Source organism: Aquimarina sp. Aq78, assembly GCF_900299525.1.
GTDB lineage: Bacteria > Bacteroidota > Bacteroidia > Flavobacteriales > Flavobacteriaceae > Aquimarina.
Genome location: NZ_OMKA01000003.1, coordinates 277,730 through 297,890, shown reverse-complemented (window position 1 = coordinate 297,890; position 20,161 = coordinate 277,730). Strand labels below are relative to the sequence as shown.

26 protein-coding genes are annotated in these 20,161 nt (G+C 31.8%); 8 read left to right on the top strand and 18 right to left on the bottom strand.

Features of this window, described 5'->3' with window-relative positions; all coding sequences use genetic code 11:
* Positions 1-117: 117 nt before the first annotated feature.
* Positions 118-279 carry a hypothetical protein gene (locus DG435_RS25475; RefSeq protein WP_158237238.1) on the top strand — a complete coding sequence of 54 codons (162 nt, stop codon included), beginning with the start codon at positions 118-120 and terminating at the stop codon, positions 277-279.
* Between the two features lie 55 nt (positions 280-334).
* Here DG435_RS25475 and DG435_RS06300 read toward each other — a convergent pair whose 3' ends face one another.
* Positions 335-1,093 carry a peptidylprolyl isomerase gene (locus DG435_RS06300; RefSeq protein WP_106793315.1) on the bottom strand — a complete coding sequence of 253 codons (759 nt, stop codon included), beginning with the start codon at positions 1,091-1,093 and terminating at the stop codon, positions 335-337.
* Between the two features lie 38 nt (positions 1,094-1,131).
* Here DG435_RS06300 and DG435_RS06295 point away from each other — a divergent pair, with 38 nt between their 5' ends.
* Positions 1,132-1,731 (top strand): CoA pyrophosphatase, encoded by a 600-nt coding sequence (locus DG435_RS06295; protein WP_234387128.1) that lies wholly within the window; start codon positions 1,132-1,134, stop codon positions 1,729-1,731.
* A 42-nt stretch (positions 1,732-1,773) separates the two neighbouring features.
* Positions 1,774-2,577: a 1-acyl-sn-glycerol-3-phosphate acyltransferase gene (locus DG435_RS06290; protein ID WP_024770250.1), complete on the top strand. Its 804-nt coding sequence runs from the start codon at positions 1,774-1,776 to the stop codon at positions 2,575-2,577.
* Between the two features lie 104 nt (positions 2,578-2,681).
* Here the strand turns inward: DG435_RS06290 and DG435_RS06285 are convergent, their stop codons facing one another.
* The 14 genes from DG435_RS06285 to DG435_RS06230 form a co-directional block, all read right to left on the bottom strand.
* Positions 2,682-2,864, bottom strand: a complete 183-nt coding sequence (locus DG435_RS06285; RefSeq protein ID WP_106793316.1) for a hypothetical protein — start codon at positions 2,862-2,864, stop codon at positions 2,682-2,684.
* A 129-nt stretch (positions 2,865-2,993) separates the two neighbouring features.
* Positions 2,994-3,194 carry a hypothetical protein gene (locus tag DG435_RS06280; protein WP_106793317.1) on the bottom strand — a complete coding sequence of 67 codons (201 nt, stop codon included), beginning with the start codon at positions 3,192-3,194 and terminating at the stop codon, positions 2,994-2,996.
* 66 nt (positions 3,195-3,260) lie between these two features.
* Complete coding sequence (locus tag DG435_RS25470) at positions 3,261-3,413, bottom strand: hypothetical protein (protein WP_159025637.1); 153 nt, start codon at positions 3,411-3,413, stop codon at positions 3,261-3,263.
* 207 nt (positions 3,414-3,620) lie between these two features.
* Positions 3,621-3,782 (bottom strand): hypothetical protein, encoded by a 162-nt coding sequence (locus DG435_RS25465; protein ID WP_159025638.1) that lies wholly within the window; start codon positions 3,780-3,782, stop codon positions 3,621-3,623.
* Positions 3,783-3,921: 139 nt separating this feature from the next.
* Positions 3,922-5,544, bottom strand: coding sequence for an AraC family transcriptional regulator (locus DG435_RS06275; protein WP_106793318.1), 1,623 nt, complete (start codon positions 5,542-5,544; stop codon positions 3,922-3,924).
* 306 nt (positions 5,545-5,850) lie between these two features.
* Complete coding sequence (locus DG435_RS06270; protein ID WP_106793319.1) at positions 5,851-6,606, bottom strand: LytTR family DNA-binding domain-containing protein; 756 nt, start codon at positions 6,604-6,606, stop codon at positions 5,851-5,853.
* Between the two features lie 96 nt (positions 6,607-6,702).
* Positions 6,703-7,011, bottom strand: coding sequence for a 2TM domain-containing protein (locus DG435_RS06265; RefSeq protein WP_024770247.1), 309 nt, complete (start codon positions 7,009-7,011; stop codon positions 6,703-6,705).
* Positions 7,012-7,054: 43 nt separating this feature from the next.
* On the bottom strand, positions 7,055-7,408 hold the full coding sequence (locus DG435_RS06260) for a 2TM domain-containing protein (RefSeq protein WP_106793320.1): 354 nt from the start codon (positions 7,406-7,408) through the stop codon (positions 7,055-7,057).
* Complete coding sequence (locus DG435_RS06255; RefSeq protein ID WP_106793321.1) at positions 7,401-8,753, bottom strand: 2TM domain-containing protein; 1,353 nt, start codon at positions 8,751-8,753, stop codon at positions 7,401-7,403. The genes DG435_RS06260 and DG435_RS06255 overlap by 8 nt, the downstream gene beginning before the upstream one ends.
* Before the next feature lie 54 nt (positions 8,754-8,807).
* Entirely contained in the window at positions 8,808-9,431 is a 624-nt protein-coding gene (locus DG435_RS06250; RefSeq protein WP_106793322.1) for a hypothetical protein, read from the bottom strand.
* Between the two features lie 105 nt (positions 9,432-9,536).
* On the bottom strand, positions 9,537-9,959 hold the full coding sequence (locus DG435_RS06245) for a DUF2141 domain-containing protein (protein ID WP_106793323.1): 423 nt from the start codon (positions 9,957-9,959) through the stop codon (positions 9,537-9,539).
* Positions 9,960-9,971: 12 nt separating this feature from the next.
* Entirely contained in the window at positions 9,972-12,125 is a 2,154-nt protein-coding gene (locus tag DG435_RS06240) for a TonB-dependent receptor (RefSeq protein ID WP_106793324.1), read from the bottom strand.
* 91 nt (positions 12,126-12,216) lie between these two features.
* Complete coding sequence (locus DG435_RS06235; RefSeq protein WP_234387129.1) at positions 12,217-12,600, bottom strand: hypothetical protein; 384 nt, start codon at positions 12,598-12,600, stop codon at positions 12,217-12,219.
* 478 nt (positions 12,601-13,078) lie between these two features.
* Complete coding sequence (locus tag DG435_RS06230; protein ID WP_106793326.1) at positions 13,079-14,374, bottom strand: NAD(P)/FAD-dependent oxidoreductase; 1,296 nt, start codon at positions 14,372-14,374, stop codon at positions 13,079-13,081.
* Between the two features lie 145 nt (positions 14,375-14,519).
* Between DG435_RS06230 and DG435_RS06225 the strand changes: the two genes are divergently transcribed.
* A complete protein-coding gene (locus DG435_RS06225; RefSeq protein WP_024770240.1) occupies positions 14,520-15,014 on the top strand; it encodes an RNA polymerase sigma factor in 495 nt (164 codons plus the stop codon).
* A gap of 4 nt (positions 15,015-15,018) precedes the next feature.
* Entirely contained in the window at positions 15,019-15,642 is a 624-nt protein-coding gene (locus DG435_RS06220) for a hypothetical protein (RefSeq protein ID WP_106793327.1), read from the top strand.
* Here DG435_RS06220 and DG435_RS06215 read toward each other — a convergent pair whose 3' ends face one another.
* Positions 15,643-16,827: an LETM1-related biofilm-associated protein gene (locus DG435_RS06215; RefSeq protein WP_106793328.1), complete on the bottom strand. Its 1,185-nt coding sequence runs from the start codon at positions 16,825-16,827 to the stop codon at positions 15,643-15,645. It abuts the gene before it with no gap.
* Between the two features lie 294 nt (positions 16,828-17,121).
* On the opposite strand from DG435_RS06215, the gene DG435_RS06210 reads away from it, so the two are divergent.
* From DG435_RS06210 to DG435_RS06200, 3 genes are read left to right on the top strand one after another with little or no spacing between them, the layout of a single operon-like run.
* The gene (locus DG435_RS06210) at positions 17,122-17,835 is read left to right on the top strand and encodes a 2OG-Fe(II) oxygenase (RefSeq protein ID WP_106793329.1); all 714 of its coding nucleotides are present in this window, start codon (positions 17,122-17,124) and stop codon (positions 17,833-17,835) included.
* A 1-nt stretch (position 17,836) separates the two neighbouring features.
* Positions 17,837-18,082, top strand: a complete 246-nt coding sequence (locus tag DG435_RS06205) for an Ada metal-binding domain-containing protein (protein WP_106793330.1) — start codon at positions 17,837-17,839, stop codon at positions 18,080-18,082.
* Positions 18,069-18,689, top strand: coding sequence for an alpha-ketoglutarate-dependent dioxygenase AlkB (locus tag DG435_RS06200; RefSeq protein ID WP_106793331.1), 621 nt, complete (start codon positions 18,069-18,071; stop codon positions 18,687-18,689). The genes DG435_RS06205 and DG435_RS06200 overlap by 14 nt, the downstream gene beginning before the upstream one ends.
* A gap of 46 nt (positions 18,690-18,735) precedes the next feature.
* Here the strand turns inward: DG435_RS06200 and DG435_RS06195 are convergent, their stop codons facing one another.
* Together DG435_RS06195 and DG435_RS06190 are read right to left on the bottom strand one after the other, a co-directional pair.
* Positions 18,736-19,329 (bottom strand): superoxide dismutase family protein, encoded by a 594-nt coding sequence (locus DG435_RS06195; RefSeq protein ID WP_106793332.1) that lies wholly within the window; start codon positions 19,327-19,329, stop codon positions 18,736-18,738.
* A gap of 102 nt (positions 19,330-19,431) precedes the next feature.
* Positions 19,432-19,914, bottom strand: a complete 483-nt coding sequence (locus tag DG435_RS06190; RefSeq protein ID WP_106793333.1) for a YdeI/OmpD-associated family protein — start codon at positions 19,912-19,914, stop codon at positions 19,432-19,434.
* Between the last annotated feature and the right edge of the window lie 247 nt (positions 19,915-20,161).

The following is a 20,161-nucleotide window of genomic DNA, read 5'->3' as shown; positions in this document are numbered from 1 at the left end:
CAACTTTCTTCTTTGTTTTATTCCTTCTCTTCGGTTTTTATAAAAATAGTTTCTTTTTTGGGGTAACAATTTTTTTCCTTGTTGATATAATGGTATAAATCATAAAACTTTTATAACATGAAAAAAATGAATTTTAAAAAATTAGAATTAAACAAGAAGACCATTGCACAGGTAAAAGGAGGGTTAGCTCACCCTATGGGACCATATAAAGAACGCGTAAAGTGGGCTGTGGGAACACATAATACATGTCAATGTGAAACTATTGCTGCGCCATGCTAAATTTTATAAGCGGACTTAGGTCCGCTTTTTTCTTTGTTTTATACAATAACCAGTATTACTTAATCACTTCAGCTTTTATAAAAATATTTTCTTTTGGCCATTCGCTACCATCTGTAGGAACATTAGAGATTTTATCAGCCACATCCATTCCTTTTACAACTTTTCCGAAAATCGTATGTTCTCCATCCAGGTGAAAAGCTCCGTTTTTAGCAATTACAATAAAGAATTCGAATGGTGTGGAGCGATTTGATGGATTATCTACCCATTGTTTGGATAGGGCAACAGCACCTCTGGTGTGCCTCAAACCTTTTACGGGCTCCTGCGGAATGGTATAGTCTCCAATTTCATGACGTTTGTTTGCCATTTGTTGACGATCACTATTACCTCCCTGGATTACAAAACCTTTGGCTACACGATAGAAAAAAGTTTCATCAAAATATTTCTGTTTTACCAGATAAATAAAATTTGCTCTATGTATAGGTGTTTTTTTATATAATTTGATATGGATATCACCATATATGGTTTTTATATTAACCAATGTCTCTGGATTTTCTTTACCATAATTAGTCAGGAATTCCTCTAGACTATCATTAGTTAGTCTAAATGGCTCTTCTTCAGAGTCTTTGTTTTTGCTATCCAATTTCTTTTTTCCCTGTGTTGTAGTAGTATTCGTTTTTTCCTTTTTATCATTTACAGAAATTGAATCTGTATTTGTTTTTACATCCTGTTTATTTTTCTTAGAATGTGTATCTTCACAACTAGAGAATATGAAAATAGATACGCAAAAGCATAAAATTGATTTGGTAAATGACATTTGAAACATTTAAAAATTTAATCCCAAAAATAGAAAAAATGTCAGTACCGGGAGAATCTTCCCATTTTATTATGGCTCCAGAAGCTCGTATGAAAGCATTAAATCATCTTAAAATTGAAGAGAAGAATCCTCGAAATGCTGCAGTGATGATGCTTTTTTACCCAAAGGATGCTATAACTCATCTTGTACTGATTTTACGACCCGAATATGAAGGAGTTCATTCGGGACAGATAGCATTGCCAGGAGGAAAAGTAGAGACTTATGATGTAGACTATACAGAGACCGCATTACGCGAAACTCATGAAGAAGTAGGAGTACAGCCCAATACGGTTACGATTCTTAAGTCCCTTACAAAAGTATATATACCTCCTTCTAATTTTTGGGTACATCCGTTTTTAGGGTTTTCTGAAAGAAGACCCAATTTTGTTCGCCAGAAAGAAGAAGTTGCAAAAGTTATTGAGGTTCCGCTAACAGAACTTCTTAATGAAGATAATGTAGTTTTTAAAAAATTAACGACTTCTTATGCAAAGAATATAGAGGTACCTTCCTTTGAACTAAACGGTTACGTTGTCTGGGGAGCAACTGCAATGATGTTAAGTGAGCTTAAAATGCTTTTAAAGACGTCAATAGCGTTATGATTTTGTATATTTGGCATTCCTAATACAACCGGTTTTCTACATATGGGATTATTTAAAAGAAATCCATTTGGACATATATTATTTTTTAAAAAATGGCTTATCCGTATTATGGGTGGGTTAACGCATAGTCGTTATAGAGGTTTTAATGAATTACAAATTGAAGGAAGTGAAATTTTTAAAAACCTTCCAGATAATAATGTGTTATTTGTTTCTAATCATCAGACCTATTTTGCTGATGTAGTAGCAATGTTTCATGTCTTTAATGCAAGTTTAAGTGGTCGTACAGATTCTATTAAAAATGTAGGGTATCTGTGGCAACCAAAAATGAATTTATATTACGTTGCTGCAAAAGAGACGATGAGAGCTGGATTGTTAGCAAGAATTCTAGCATATGCAGGAGCTATAACTGTAGAGCGTACCTGGAGAGAGAAAGGAAAAGATGTGAATCGCCAGGTAAAAATGAGCGATATTACCAATATTTCAAGAGCATTAGATGATGGGTGGGTGATTACATTTCCGCAGGGAACAACAAAACCTTTTAAGCCTATTCGCAAAGGAACTGCTCATATTATCAGAAAATATAAACCAATTGTAATCCCTATTGTAATAGATGGTTTTAGAAGATCTTTTGATAAAAAAGGTATTCGAATTAAAAAACGGGGAATATTGCAATCTATGGTTGTAAAAGAGCCACTGGATATAGACTATGAAAATGATTCTATTGACGATATCGTTAGTAAATTAGAGTATGCCATAGAACAACACCCTTCTTTTCTTAAAGTAATTCCGAAGGAAGAATTAGAAGCCGAGGAGGAGTTAAATAAGAAAAGACAGTGGGAGTATTAATCTCTTTAGTACATTTTATTACCCTCCCTCATTCAAAAAAAGCCAAGAGATCATTCGATCTTTTGACTTTTTAAAGTTAACCTAGTACGTATAAAAAAAATCTGTTATGCTATTTGGCACATTCCCCAAAAGCAAAAGAATTCTTCATGCTCAAAGCCAGGTATCGAATTTAAAACACTACAATCATCATGACTATAGCAACGCATACCTGTGTTACCTCCATTAATAGATTTTTGCTCTTTTTTATTTAAAACTTGAGCTCCTTTTAATTGCATTATTTTTTTCATTTTGTTAGAAATTATTTGTTTTTATTATGACAGCAAACATTTTAAGACAGTTGCAGTTTTCTGTCTATTATCCTGATGACATCTTGTTTTTTTGTCATTATAGGTTGTTCAAAAAATAGAACCTGGTATTCAGGTAAATGAACATATAGAAAGTATAACTACGTTTCCGTTGATAATTCTTTCTACTCCACAACTTCCTGAACAGCAATCGCTATCCTCTATACATCTTCTTGCTACATTTTGACATCCATAAGCACCACCGTGAATCAATTTCTGATGTTGTTTTTTAAGTACCGTAACTCCGTTTACTTTTAAAATTTTATGAATCATTTTTAATGTTTTAAATTAGAAATACAACAAAAAAGTCCCTAAGGATTAACCTTAGGGAAATAATATTTAGTCTAACTGCTCATAACAACGCCCAAAAGAACAATGACCACCACAAAGGCTAAGACATTGATCACCATAGTATGTACCAGCTTTGATTGTTTGTTGTTCGTTTTTACTTAATTGAGTTGCTCCTTTTAAATCTAAAATGTTATTAAACATGATGATAAGTTTTAATTACCTACTCTATAGATAAGGTTTTCGGCTGCCCCCTTTATCAAAATTAATCACTGTGGATAGTTTTGATTCTGAAACTAAAGTATGTAGCAATTAGGGGTATTAAAAATGAAGTATGACCATTTTAAACAAAATAGCCATAAAAAAACCCTGCACATTAGCAGGGTAATAAATATTTTGAAAAAGTAATATTTATTTTTCGTTATAACAATAATCGATAATCACTCCGTTTACTTCTGCAATGTCACTGGTTAAAACACTGGATCCTCCTTCTATTTTTTTCATAGAACCTAAGTTGATCCTTGCTATTGTTAACTTTTTGAGATTGATTTTTTGTGTTCCGTCTTTTTTCATTCTTAGGATGATTTAGTTATTTATAAGCCTTTTTCTTAAGTATATAAGAATTAAGAAAAATGTATTTCGTTAGAAATATATTTTATTTTAAGAGCTTATAATAATTACTTATGGCTAAATTGTTTAAAATAGCCATGAGTTATATACTAATTTCTGAGTCTAAATATTGCTTATCCAAACTCTTAATATAATAGGACGGATTGATGCCTGTTTTTGCTTTAAAATGTTTCACCAGCGAGTAGCTACTTTTATATCCAATTTCTGCAGCAATAGATTGAATAGAAAATGACCTGAATTTTTTGTCATCTTTTAATCTTTTTAGAACATATTCAATTCTAAGGTCATTGATATAATCGGTAAAGTTTTTTTCTTTGTGAATGTTTATTATTTTGGATAAATACGTGGCATTGGTTTTTAACTTTTTTGCCATGGATCGTAAATTACATTCAGACTTTAAAAAGTATTCTTGAGCTTCTAGTTTTTCTAAGCCTTTAATAATTTCGTTGATTTTCTGATCATCAATAATAATTTCTTTGGGCGATTCTTTCTTATTAGCCGTGATTTGTTTAATAGATTCTAAATTGTTAATTTCTTTCATTAATTTATTAAACAAAGCTTTATTGGATCGTTGTTTTTTGATGTACATAAAAACGATACAGGTAAGCATCATTAATGTGATTAAAAGAATCCAGAATATTAGGTTTTTAGCTTGCTTATCTTTGGTTTGTTTTGTTTTAAGGGTTACTATTTGTTTTTGAAGTCTATTAGTCTCTTTTTCATGAATAATATCCACTGTTTGATCCTTATCTTTTTGATAAGATTCATTTAATTTAACATATCTGTTACTCCACAGATTTGCTTTTTCATGTTCTTTTTTTTCATTGTAACAATGAGCTAGTAGCAAATGAGACCTAATCGCTGGAGGTTTTAGGGAATCATTTTCTGCAAAGTTGTTTATACTATTCGTTAATACGTTAATCGCTTTATCATAAAATTCTTGCTGATAATAACAACTTGCAATGAAATAATTGGTGTTGATTATGGGGTAGGTTTTGTTGTTAATTTCTTGTTGGGACAGAATGCCTTTTGCTTTAAATAAAAAATCTAAGGATGTATCATATTTTTTTTGATAATAATATACCATTCCTTTTTTTATGTATAAATCCAAAATAGCCTCTTTATACCCCAGCTCTTTGCTTATATCTAGCCCTTTTTCTATATAGTATAATGTAGAATCATATTGTTCTCTATCTAAATACACTTCACTAGTAAGAATCAAAATACTAGCGTGAGCTCCTTTTCTATAAAAATTAGTATTCGGAATTAATTTAAGTGAGTGATGTGCGATTTTTAGAGATTTGTCCAATCTGTTCATTCTTTTGAGAATAACAATGAGTCCCGAATTAGCTTTAATTTCAATTTCTTTGTGCCCTGTCTGTTCTGTAATATCTAATGCTTTTGAATAGGCGTCAAGTGCATCTTTATTTTTTCCATCTCTAAGATGTATATGACCTTTTCTAGCATATATAATAGATAATAAGGAGTCATGGTGCGCTTTTTTAACTATTTGTTCCGCTTTATCATAATAGGACATGCTTTTTTCATAATCTTCATTGTTGTAAAATAACCCAGCTTGTTTAATATATGCTATAGCATCTTGAATATCATTTTCTTGACCAGAAACACAAAAGGAGTTGAATACAAGAATAAATAAAGGAAAAATAAGGTATTTGCCTAATAAAGGTTTATAGTGGGTTGTCATTATGATAGAGTGTGTATTATCAAAAGTAAGTAATACTTTTATTTTTCCAGAATATTTATATCACATACTCATAAGGATCAAAAATGAAAAGAGGTATAGAATATAATATGGTTGTTTCTTTAATTAACCAAGAAATAATTTAGTGGATTACCTTTTGTTTCACAAAATATTTAAAAACAAAATGTTCTCCTGGTGAGGTAGATAATGATACTGATGCCTTTGCCAGGACAGATTGATAGATCAATATGTGGATTTCTGATGACAGACAATAATTAAACCAAGAATAAATACTACTCTTAGTCTCTATCATTCTAACCACATCTTAAAATCCTTTACACGCTCTCTTGCTACGATAATTTCTTGTTCGCTAAAATGATTAAGTTTTATTTGTAATCTTGAATTGGTATAGGATATAATATCTTGTATCGCATTTATGTTGATGTAGAACTTTCTGCTTGCTCTAAAAAATTGCTGTGGATTTAATTCGTCTTCAAGAGACTCTAGAGTCGTATCGATCAGATAGTTTCTATTATCTGTTGTATGCAAATATGTTCCTTTATTTTCAGAATAAAAACATTCGATATCTTCTACCGAAAATATTTTAAGATGTTGTCCTACCTTTGTCGTGAATCGCTTTTTATACGTGCGATCCATAGGGTTTATTAACAGCTTTTTGATATCTTCAAAATCTACCTGAAGCTGTTGTTTTTGTGGTAATTGTTCCTTGTATTTTTTTACAGCAACTTCTAACTCTTCGTCGTCTATTGGTTTTAAAAGATAATCGATACTATTTAGCTTAAAAGCTTTAAGAGCATATTCGTCATAAGCAGTGGTAAATATAATTGAGCTTTTTATAGTGATTGCATCAAATATTTCAAAAGATAAACCATCACTTAATTGAATATCCAGAAAAATTAGATCCGGATGTTCATTAGTACTAAACCATTCTATAGATTCTCGCACAGAATGTAACATGGTATGTACTTTTATATTTAGTTCACCAAGCATTCTGTTTAGACGTCTGGCAGCAGGTTTTTCATCTTCAATAATTATAATGTTCATTCTTTTAAAGTTAGATAGTTTTAAAGTTTTAAAAAGGTAAAGAATTTATGCCTAGTGCGTATCACTCCTGATTTCACACTTTTATAGTTATCATTTTTATTCCCAACGTTGTTGTTCCGGGCCTTGTTCCTCGTCCATATATTCTCTAATCTTACGTTCTTCCCAGTCTTTATCAAACATAGGGTTTATTCTATAAGCTTTGACTGCATGAAAAGCTAAACCAATTCCCCAACCGAATGCAGCCCATAAAAACCAGGCATAATGCCATTCGTTTTGATAATAATTTAATCCGGCAAGAAACCCAATAACGATAACATAAGAGAATAAATTATTATAGAATTTTTTTAATTCTTCTACTCGCTCTTTTGCCCGTTCATATCTTTTTTCTTTATTGAAATCTTTCATGATAATTAGTTTTTAAGTTTATTGATATTGTTTTAAAAAGAAATTAAAACTTATCCTTGTCCATAAATTCTTTGATTTTACGTTCTTCCCAATCTTTGCTGAAAATAGATTTTTTAAAGAATTTTTTCAGAAAGAACCTTTCTCTAAATACCCATAATCCATGACCTAACAATGCAATTCCCCATATTACTGGAGTTAAAATGGTATTCCAGAATTTCCAGTTTCTAAAGCCTGGGTCATCATTATTAGCGTCAATAAATGTTATTAAGTTAGACATGAAAAACAATAGAGCAATATTGATTACAATATATACAGCAAGGTGAGAATAGAATCCTTTTTCTTCATCAAGTCTTTTCTTTGCTTTTTCGTAAGCTTTTTCTTCGTTATAATCATTCATGGTAGCTGTCATTTGATTCGTTCATATATTTTCTAATTTTTTTCTCTTCCCAATCCTTTCCTAATACTGGGTGATATCCATAAGCTTCTGAATAATGAAAGATGAGCCCGATACCCCAACCCACAATAGGAAATATAACCCAGGGAATACCAAATCCTGTTGTTTTGTAATTTAGTACAGCCAGGCAAGGGATAACGATTACATAAGAAATCAGGTTGCCATAAAATTCTTTGATCTTTTGTACACGTTCTTTTGCTCTTTTATATTTTATGCTTTTTGTGTGTTCTATATTTTCTGAAATTGTCATATCTGCTGATTTTATTTGTTTTGTTAATATTGGAAGCTCTGCAATAAATGCCTCTTCCGTTTTATACACCGAAAATTTTCTTTTCGTTAATAGTGCGTATCGTTGTTGTACATTTCCTAAGCCTACACCACTGCTTTGTTTTATGACTTCTTTAGGTTGAAGATTATTTTCAACGATTAGAAAATTATCTTTTTCATAGATTTTGATATGCAGAGGGTTCTCTGGCATCACTATATTGTGTTTTACAGTATTCTCAAGTAAAATTTGTAATGATAATGGTACTACTCTGGCTTCAGGATTTAATGCTTGCTCAGGAATCTCAAAAATAATACTGTCTTCAAAGCGTAATTGTATTAAGGTCATATAGGTTCGAGCAAATTTTAATTCTTCGTCCACAGTGACCAATTCTTTATCTTTTTGCTCTAAAACATATCGATATACTTTTGATAATGATGTTGTAAATTTTTGTGCCATTTTTGGATTTTCCTCAATTAGAGAGGTCAATACATTAAGGCTGTTAAACAAAAAATGAGGATCTAATTGATTCTTTAATGCTGCAAACTTTGCAGAAACAGTTCCCGCTATAATCTTTTGCTCGGTAACTTTTTTCTCCTGTAATGCTTTATAAAAGTATACCGTATGAAAGAATAGAGAAATAATAACTGTTAGTAATAATGGAAACAGGTAATCTTTAAAAGACTGATCCGCAATAAACTCTGAGCTTGTTTGGGTTTTAAGTATGACTACAGCAACAACAAACTGACATATTGCATACCCTACCATTGTTATGATGATAGAACCTCCGGCTCCAATTAAAACCCTTTGTAGCCCTTTGTTTTTCCATTCAAATTTATTATTTAAAATAGTGAAATAAAGAGAGTTTAGGTAGGTTAGAATGAAACAATACATATAGGCAATAGTCCACCATTTTACAGTAAGGATTCGGTCAAAATTAAAACCATTTACTAATAAAGCTACCAATGCAACTATCACAGAGACCACTAGGGAAACAATGGCTATTCTTTTTAAATCATTCATGTACACCTCTTTTTTATTTTAATATGATCAAGGGTGAATTTTTACTTTTAAAAATTATCCTTTACAATTTTCCTGAACACGTTTTACCTGATCTTTACCCCATTTTGGGTAGAATGGAATATCATGGGATTCGTTTTCAAAATACAAGATAGCTTTTTCTATCTCAGGACAAAAAGCTTTTGGGTCTTTACCAAAGAATTTTGCACCTCCCATTTTCCATTCGGCATGGTATAAAGTCGCTCTGGGATTTTTGGGTTCTAATACCTTTGCTTTTTGATATAATTGTTCAACTTTGGCAGACAATGTCATCCCGTATACCGAGGGATTGTATGCAACATATGCTGTGTTAAGTAATGCTTCCATAATTAGTATTTCGGCATTGTCACTCGCATATGTTTTTGCTTCATTAAGGTAATCCTGAGCCTTTTTTAATCTGGATTCTATAGCTTCTGCATCTTTTATACTAAAAGTTGTAATAATATGAACTTGGGCAGCATAGTAATACGGTAGCCAGTTTTCTTTTTCAGCTTTAGCAATACGTTCAAAAAGGTTAATAGCCTCATCTGGGTTTTTATCTCCCCATAATTCAAAAGCTTTAGTCATTCCTTTTTCATATGATGATTGGGCATTGGTTGCTGTAATGGTAAAAAAAGCAAGTATAATAATTATTGTTTTCATGATGGTTTAGTTTTTAATTTATAGTGTAAAGATCATTAGGAAACTGATCTTTTTAAAATATTTATGACCGAAGTGTATTTTTTAATGGATGAAATGTAAATACACTTATAATTTGATAGATTGTACGATTGCTTTATCAGAAATAGAGAACTTAGCATCTTCCCATTGTGGTGGTCCAAACCTTCCTTTTGCATTATTACTGGTCCCATATGGCTCTGTAGGGATGCTAAGAAAAGTGTTCAATTTTTGGTTATTATCAGTATCGTGATATAATGAGATAGCATATTCTCCTTTAGGAACATTTTTGAAAATGACTTCGACACTTCCGGTTTTGGCTTTGGTACTGATAGATTGATATGTTTTATTCAGGAAATTACCTTTATTATCATATAATCCTACCTGTATTGTACCCTTGTCGGATTCTATATTGGTGATCATAACGGTAAGAGAAAATTCTGATTCCTGGGCAATACTTGTTTTTGTACATAACATGAGTAATAGGATGATCGTAAATTTTAAAGTTTTCATAATAGTATAGTTTTATAGATTATCTAATTGATTATCGGTTTTATTATCACTGATGGTCCAGAAAAAACCAACAATAAAAAAGCGATCTGCATTAGGTGTTATAGCTCGCCTGGAGAAGTTTCCGTCGACATTGGGTGTATTTGCATATTGATAGTTAAAAACATTATCAAACCCTAGTACATTAGAAACCGAGAAGTATAGGATTTTTTGTTGACTGATAAGATATGCCCAACTAAAGTTGATTGAATTATAAGTTTTTGTCTTTTCATTTTGAAATACAGATTGATTGGGATTATTATAGGGTCTACCAGATGCAAAATTATAAGTGGCACTCATTAATGATTTCCAATCTTCGATCCAGTATTTAGTAACCAAAGACAGGTTGTGTTTTGCTGCAAAATTTGGAGTCGCTTTATTAGGATAATTTCTGTAATCTCTTTTAGTATCTAGATAAGAATAACTGGCCCAATACTCGAGATTCTTGATAGATTTGTTATCTCGCCAGAAGATATCTAGTCCAGCAGCATAACCTCTTCCATTATTAGTATACAAACTGGTAAACTCTGGGCGATCTGTATCAAATTTAACGAGTTCTTCATAAGATTTGTAATAGGCTTCGGCTCTAAAAGTTCTTCGATTATTTTGATATAGGTAATTAAAAATATAATGCGATGATTTTTCGGGTTCCAGAGTTTCATTATATTTTAAAACATCTTGTTGTGGTGCTTGGTAAAAATCACCATATGCTAATGATATCTGAGATTTTGATGACGTTTTATATGCTAAAGAAGCTCTGGGTGAGATCTTGGTATAATCTAATAAGGTGTTATGAACTCCACGGACTCCTATTTGCATTGCTAGTTTTTTACTGAAAAACACATTAGCTTCAGTAAAAGCTGCAGTACTATTATTATCAAATGAACTTTTAAAAGGATCAGAATCAGGAACAGAAACATGTTCTGAAAACGTACCTACATATTGTTCTGCACCAAAATTTAATTTAAAACGATTGCTAAATCTCTTTCTTAATTTCAATTTAAAATGAAAACTGTTCTCATTGTTATCGACATTGGTATTTACAATTTTAATATCGTTATGATCATTCGCAAAACTAGTACCAGTTGTGATAGTCCAATCGTTACCTAAACTTCCTTTATACGAAGTGTTGAGATATAAATTCCTGTTTTTAAGTCCAAAATTAACTCCTTCTGGCGTATTGATATCTTCTTGAACAAGATCAAATTCGGAGTAGTTTAAACCTCCGTATACTTTTAAAAGCCCTTTTTCAAATGTATGGCGATATACCGCTTCTCCTGATAACGATTCGTATGGTTTTTTCCAATCTACCCGTTGTGATATAATTTCTTGATATGGTTTTAGGTTTAGGTAAAAAGCATTAATACTTAAAGAGTTCTTTTTCCACTTTTGTGTATTTCCTAAACCAAGACCAACACTTATAAAAGATAAATCTGTTTTTTCCTGATCGGGTTCATCGATAGTATTTAACAATAAAACACTTGATAATGCATCGCCATATTCTGCAGAATAGCCTCCGGTAGAAAAGTTGGTGCCTTTAAAAAGAAAAGGCGAAAACCTCCCACGAGTAGGGATATTATTTGTGGTTGCGGCAAAGGGTTGAAAAACTCTCAACCCATCGATATAGATATTAGTTTCATTAGCATCTCCACCGCGTACAAAAAGCCTACCGTCTTCGGCAACGGTAGAAGTTCCTGGTAAAGTCTGAAAAGCACCAATGTAATCCCCTGCAGCACCTGCTGTAGTAACAATGTCCAAAGGAGAGAGTACAGAGGCTTTGCTGTTATCCCCAGCAGAAAACGTTCCAGCATTAAGAACTACACTACCTAAAGAATTTACATCTTCTCGTAGTGTAATTTTTAAATTGTTCATTGCAGAGACATCGATTACTATCGTATATGTCTCAAAAGAAAGAAAAGAAACTAGTAAGGTTTGAGGCCCTGTTTCTGAAGTGGAGAAAGAAAAAGTTCCATTTGTATCAGAAGATCCTCCATCATAAGTTCCGTCGAGATAGACATTTGCTCCTTCAATAGGGATTCCTGATGCATCGGTCACATTTCCTGTAATAGAGGTTTGAGCATTTGCAGAGAATAGAATTGTGATAAAGGCAATGGTTAGTGCTAGTTTCATGTATATAATAGTTTTTTGATTTCGAGTTCAAAAATGGTCTATCTATACAAAAACTGAAATTGAATTTTACCGAACTGTAGAATTTTATGGATTAATTGTAATGTTGTTTTTTTCTTTTATGTCTTGTATTAAAATTTAAAGGAATAGTAACAACGGCCTGAAAAGTTAATGCTCCTATAGCATTTGCCCCCATATCACCCCAGGATGCATAATGATTTGATGATGTACTATCAACGACTTCCTTTATGCTACCTATGATTATGGTGGTAGAAAGAGAAATTAATCGCTTTTGCAATTCGGGAAGTTTCTTGTGTTTTGGATGAATCGATAAATAAGTATAAGTAATAGTACTTATGCCAAAAGAGCCAACACTGTGTATAATTTTATCCTCTTGCCAAAAATCAGTGTTATTTGTGTTTTGTGCCATTACTTCTACACACAATAGGATAGTAATAAAAAGTAATATTCTTTTCATGGTCTTCAGGTTTTAGGGTGTTAGTAGTATTTCGAAGTCATATGAACTTCTGTATCACTATTCTGTTTTATGAAAAAGAGTATCGGATAAGCTTTTATAATGAATATCTCGAACTTAGAACAGGTATGTCGATATTTCTATAGATCCAAATTAGTTTTATAAGCAGTGAGATTCCTGAAGAATTCGTTGAGATGTTTTTTTGTACTGCTCAATGGTTTTCTATAAGCGATGAAGGTAAATTGCTTCATTGATTTATATTATTTGATAGCGATGATACCTTTCATAAAATCATTTATAGGATTTTCTACTTTGTTGTAATTAATGCTATGAACACACAGACATTGTCTTACTTATTGAAAGATTTGGGTATGGTGAAGAAATTATGAAAAAGAAAATTGAGGTATTCTAATTCTAACAGAACATTAAAATTTAAGAAGCATAACTATCTTCCTATTTTGAAGTATGGAGTAAGATAACACTACACTCGTTCTATAGTATCTTCTTTATTCTTAAACGGCCTTACTATCAATCTTGCTGCTTTATCATAATTTATGTAATTGTATACCCAGTTAAAGAAAGTAACAAATCGATTTCTAAAACCTACCAGGAACCATAAATGAATAAACATCCATATAAACCAGGCAAAGAAACCTCCGAATTTAAATTTTCCGATATCCACTACTGCTTTATTACGACCGATAGTAGCCATAGACCCTTTGTCGAAATATTTAAAAGGAGTCATGTCTTTACCTTTAAGGTAGCGTTTTAAGTTTTTGGCAAGATGACTTCCTTGTTGTATCGCTGGTTGTGCGACCATTGGATGCCCCTTGGGATATTTTTTTGTTTCCATTACTGAGATATCACCGATAGCAAAAATATTTTCGTACCCATCGATCTGATTGAATTCGTTTACTTTATAGCGATTAGCTCTTGGGATCAGGGAATCTGCATGTATTCCTGATACGGGAGCTCCTGTGACACCGGCAGACCATATAAAGGTGGCGGTTCTAAGAGATAGGTCAGTATTGGTACTTACAATATTATTTTCATAGTGTTGTACTTGGGTATTGGTATGAATATGTACCCCCATTTTTTTTAAGAATTTAGCAGCTTTTTCTGATGCATGTTCACTCATAGGAGGGAGCACACGAGGAGCGCCTTCTATCAAATGAATTTCCATATCTTCAAAATTCATATCAGGATAATCTCTGGGAAGCACATTTAATTTTAATTCTGCAATTCCTCCTGCTAGTTCAACTCCTGTTGGACCAGCACCTGCGAGCACAAAACGCAGAAGCTCTTTCCTTTCTTCTGGATCTGTGGTAATCACTGCCTGCTCTAGGTTTTCAAGCATTAAGCTACGTAAATTTAATGCTTGCGGTAAGTTTTTCATTCGCATCGCATTATTTTCAATAGTAGTATTTCCAAAAAAATTGGTTCGCGCACCTGTAGCAATAACAAGATAATCATAAGAAATACTACCAATATTGGTATGTACATTTTGAATATCTGGATCTATGGCTGTTACTTCTGCCATTCTAAAAAAAGTATTTTTACCTCTTTTAACAATCTTACGAAGTGGATATGCAATAGAATCTGGTTCTAATGATGATGTAGATACCTGGTAAAGAAGTGGTTGGAAAGTGTGGTAATTATGCCTGTCTAATAAGACTAGTTGTACATCTTCTTTAACCATTTTTCTTGCTAATGCAACCCCTGCAAAACCCCCGCCAATTACGACTAATCTGGGTAAATTGGTATGTGGAATATTCATAAGATATATGTTGTTTTACAAAGATAAAGTGATAAAATTATATACCCTACAGAATACTTGGATTTATGACAAAAATTATCATACTTTTATTTTTATTTGTAACATAAACGTTTTCTTGACTACATATAAGAAGTAACCGACCAAAGTGAATAAAGAATTAGAACATAGTTTTGTAACCAATCTTGAGCAAAATCAGAATATTGTGCACAAGGTCTGTAGAATATATACCAGTGATTCTGATTCACATAATGATTTGTTTCAGGAAATAACGATTCAGCTTTGGAAAGCATATCCTAAGTTTAGAGGAGACGCTAAGTTTAGCACTTGGATGTATAGAGTTGCATTAAATACTGCAATTACATTATACAGAAGGTCCAAAAGAAGTATTAAGACAGCAGATCTTGATACGATGAATTTTAAGATAAAAGCTGAAGAATATGATGATGAGGTCGAGCAGCAACTGAAACTAATGTATGCAGCAGTAAAACAATTAAATGATATAGAGAAAGCTCTGGTTTTCTTATATCTTGAAGATAAATCATATAGAGAAATAGCTGATACCATGGGTATTAGCGAGGTAAATGCCCGAGTAAAGATGAATAGAGTTAAAACGAAGTTGAAAAAAATACTAAATCCGTAACCCCATGGATGAATTAGAGCTATTAAAGAAGGACTGGAAGAAGCAAGAAGATGTGCTTCCCAGATTGTCATATAAAGAAATATATAAAATGATTCTAAAAAAATCTTCTTCTATTGTAAGATGGATTTTTATCATTAGTATTTTAGAGTTTCTATTATGGGCTTCTTTGGATGTCGTATTTAGACTAAACGGAATGTATTCGAAGGTAGAAAAGGTAGATATGGGGTCATTCTCCTTGATAGCTTCGATTGTTTCTTACGGTATCTTGCTATACTTTATTACTCGTTTTTATATAAACTATAAGAAAATAAAGGTTACCGATTCTGCTAAAGTATTAATGGAAAATATTATAAAAACCAGAAGAACAGTAAAACGATATATCTGGGTAAATATTAGCTTTTTTGCATTAGCAATGGTTGCTACCATGAGTTATGCACTTATATTCACAGAAACATTTCAGAACAATTCTGTCGAAAACCAATTGCCAGTATGGTTAGTCGTAGTGGTTACTTTATTGGTTACATCAATGTTTATAGGAATAATAGCATTATTCTACAGGGTTATTTATGGGATTTTTACCCGAAGATTGAAAAGAAATTATGGAGAACTTAAAAAACTTGAGATATAATTATTTATTCTCATTAAATGCAGATGGTAATAGCTGAGGAATAAATTTAACCAGCAAAGGTAATAGTAAGCTCCCGCCAGGAAGAATAAAAATAGCCAAAGAAGGTATCGTTTTACAGATATCAAGTAGTTGTTTTTTTACTTGTTGTTTTTCTTCCTTAGATAAATCCCGCATAGTAGATTGCCCTAATAAAATCATTAGATCTTTACTTTCAGAGATTTCTTTAATTAATCTTTTTTTATTCCTTAGTATCAATATACTTACCGTTCGTGAGGTTTGCTGGTAAAAATGTAATGCAGGATTCGAGTAATTAAAAAATGAAATATTTTCTTTATGTTCATTAATGAACGATTGTACCAAATCAATTGATTCTGCTATTACCGTATGAGATAGCTCAAGCTCTGTACCAAGAGCCAGCATAAAACTCTGTTCTCCTGTATCTACTTCTCTATCATTCCAAACAGCTAAACTGGTAAGATCCAGAATATATTTTTTTTCAATTTCATCTGTATATGGATCTAGTTCTATATAATCAAAACTAGCTTCTTCTTCTGTAGAAATATTAGTATACCGTACAGATGAAGAGAATAGCTTAACTAAAAGCTTGTCATATTCATCTTGCTCTTTTTTAGAGTTAAGAGCAAGAAAAACAGTATTTGTTAAGGTTTCCTCTAATTTGGCAGCATACCCAAAAGGATCCTTATCATGTATAAGAAAATACTCAAAAGCTAACACATCAATAAATAATAATGCATTTGTTAATAGATGACTAAAGTTTTTCTTAAAAACAGACTCATTAGTTTGTATACGGGCATGTATAATTTTTTCGAGCTTTTCATTTTTATTCCCAGGAAGTATATTCCCCAAAGAAAAAATAGATTTTTTGGTATCTAAAAAATCATAGAACTGTACAAGTGCATCAACACAATCATTTTTATCGGCATTTTCGATTGTATCATAGTAGGTAATTACTAGTGCAGCGAATAAATTGATCTTTGTCTTTTCTTCTTCAGAATAAACAATATCAGAATCATTAACTATAATAGTATCTATAGAGGTACCATAGATAAAACCTATTCGTCTTAAATCGAGATATAGCTCATCAAATGACCATTGAGGTAAATTAGGGTCACTATCGAGATCTCGTAAAAATTTTTCTATCCAACCCGAAGTTGAAGGATTCATTGATTAATAATTTGTTACAAAGTTAATTTTATTTTGGTGAAATGCTATTTTGAAAAGTCATTAAAATGTATAAAGAAAAATGAAATTTCTATAACGCTATAATGGTACAGGAACAAGCCTTATGTAGCATACTAAAAGATAGTAAAATTGTATTAGAATACTGGATTATTAGGTTACAGCAGAACATTTATATTAATAACAACGCAAGAAACGGGTTTTAAGAACCTGATAATTATAAGAGTTTTACGATTTCAGAGAAAAGTATAAATAAAAACATGTAAACGTGCAAAGACGGTGAAAGAAATACAACGTAAAATAGAAACTATAGATTGGCAAATAATAACCAATGAAATGCATAAAAAAGGATATGCCATTATCCCAGAATTTCTTTCAGAAAATCAATGTAGAGAAATGATAGGTAGATACGATAATCCTACAGGTTATCGCAAAACTGTAATAATGGAACGATACAGGTTTGGTTTGGGGGAGTATAAATATTTTGATTACCCATTACCAGAACTTGTACAGGCTATTAGAGAAAATATATATCCAAAACTTGCTCCAATTGCCAATTTGTGGATGAAAGTATTGAAAATAAACAAAATCTTTCCCGAAACACTTGGGGAGTTACAAACATTGTGTCATTCTAATCATCAGTTAAAACCTACACCATTGATTTTAAAATATGGAAAAGGGGGATTTAATACTTTGCATCAGGACTTATATGGAGACGTGTATTTTCCTCTCCAAACTGTTTTGTTTTTAAACGAACCAGATAATGATTATACAGGAGGAGAATTTGTTGTAACACAACAAACTCCCAGAGCACAGTCTAAAGCTATTGTTTTACAGCCTAAAAAAGGAGATATGCTTATTTTTACAACTAACTTTAGACCTGTAAAGGGAACAAAAGGATATTACAGGGTAAATATGAAACATGGAGTGAGCGAGCTACATAGTGGCAAAAGATATACCTTAGGAGTGATTTTTCATGATGCTGTTAGTTAGAATGATATTACACAAAGAAATAGGAAATACAGGCTTAAGAAAAAAAATCAGGCAAAAAGAAATTTGCTTTGGAGGTAACCTAAAACTCAAAATTTATGGAACTTTGAAATGTAGGTCGGGAAAGAGAATGAAACGAGAAAATCGAGTATTTTTTTTGTCAGAAAACGAAGCAAAAAATCAAGGATACAGGCCTTGCGGACATTGTATGAAAAGTGAATATAAAAAATGGAAGAATGGATTTGTTTAGTCATATCATAGATCATGAGAAAAATATATTGCCCCATGATGGTATCGTGAATTATTATGGAAAATTGATGCCATCACAGCAAGCCAATCATTATTATAATTGCTTATTAGAAAATATAGAATGGAAAAATGATGAGGCTATCATTTTTGGTAAACGAATTGTAACCAAACGTAAAGTAGCCTGGTATGCAGAAAAATCATTCGAATATACATATTCAAACACTACAAAATTAGCATTACCCTGGATACCAGAATTGTTAGAATTAAAGGAACTTATAGAACAAAAAACAGACGAAACATTTAATTCTTGCTTGCTTAATTTATACCATACTGGTAGCGAAGGAATGGCTTGGCATAGTGATGCAGAAAAAGATCTAAAAAAAAATGGAGCAATCGCATCATTGAGTTTTGGAGCAGAACGAAAATTTGCTTTTAAGCATAAAGCTACAAAAGAAAAAAGAGCATTGGTTTTAGAAAATGGTAGCTTGTTAATAATGAAGGATACAACACAGACTAATTGGCTGCATCGTTTACCCCCAACAAAAAAGATAAGCACCCCAAGGATTAATTTAACTTTTAGAACTATAATTGAAAAAGATATAAAATAAAAAGAGGCTATTCTGAATAGCCTCTTTTTTGTTATGTAAGATAATTTTATTGGATAATCCCACCACAACTCACTCTGCTACCTGCAGCACCAGAAGGTTGAGAAGTAAAATCATCTATACCTTTATGTACAATAATTGCTTTACCTACAATATTCTTTTTATCATCATCACAACCAATACACCATTCGTTAGTAGCAAAAGTTATATTGCCATTACCGCTTGCATCGGCTTTAAAGTTTCCTATATCTCCCTTGTGATACCCTTCTTTGGCACCCCATTTCCCATGAGGTTCCATCGTTGGGTTCCAATGCCCTCCTGTAGATTTACCATCTGCCGACGTACAATCTGCTTTTTCGTGAATATGGATAGCATGCTCCCCTTCATCTAGTCCTGTTAATTCTGCTATCATGTTTACCATACCTTCAGATTCGGTAAAAATAACTTTGCCAGAAACTTTACTATCACTTTTTGGTTCTAGAGTGAACTCTAGGGTCTTTGTATTATCCTCTTCTTCTTGATCTGTAGTAGTATCTACATTTTCTTTGGTGTTCTCTTGATCTGTAGCTTCTTTCTTTTCTCCTTTACAACCAAATACAGCTATAGATAAGAAAGCTAACACTACCAATTTTAACGTTTTCATAGTTTTATGGTTTGTATGTCATTTACAAACGTAATATAATGTAGTTTTAGTTTATGACAAAGAATTTGGATAGGAAATCCCGAAGCATTTATAATATGTAAATTATATTCTTTTGAAGAGTTCTTTATTATCACGCACACCTCGTTTTAGGTTTTCAGTGATAATTAGAGCTTTATCGATTCGGGATTGAGAATTTTTTATTTTTAGAATATAGTAAATTAAGCTTCTTTTCTTTCCATCGGTCAAAGATTCAAAGATATCTAAAGCTTCCAGGTCACTTTGTAAAACAGCATCAAATTCTTCTGGCATCTCTACTCCGTATTTGGTAGTATCTTCGTGTAAGGCAACTTTAAAAAAATCTGTAGGAAAAACACCTAGTTTCTTTTGATTTTGTTTGTTAAAAGTAATAAGATAATTACTTTTCCATTTTTGTAAAGCAGCATGAAATCGTACCGATAATGTATTGAAAGTAATTTCTACAATCACTCTTTTATGTCCTTCTTCTATAAGATATTGTGCAATTTTATCTGGCACAATAATACTATGACTAGAATTGAGTGAAGTTTCAAAAATTTGATTTTTCATAGTCTATAATTTTATCGAAAATACAAAACAAAATTTGCCTCAGGTTAAGAATATTTTGTTTAATGTTTGTTTAATAGTGTTAATCAAATTTGATATTTAGTAAAGATAACTAACGTTAGTTTTAGAAAAAGTTGATACTAAATTCGACACTTTTTCCGTAATGTTAAAATGGGATTCTTATTCTTTCCTTTTTTTAAGTAAAATTTTTGATAAAAAATGTTTTGATTATAGAACCAGTATTTATAAT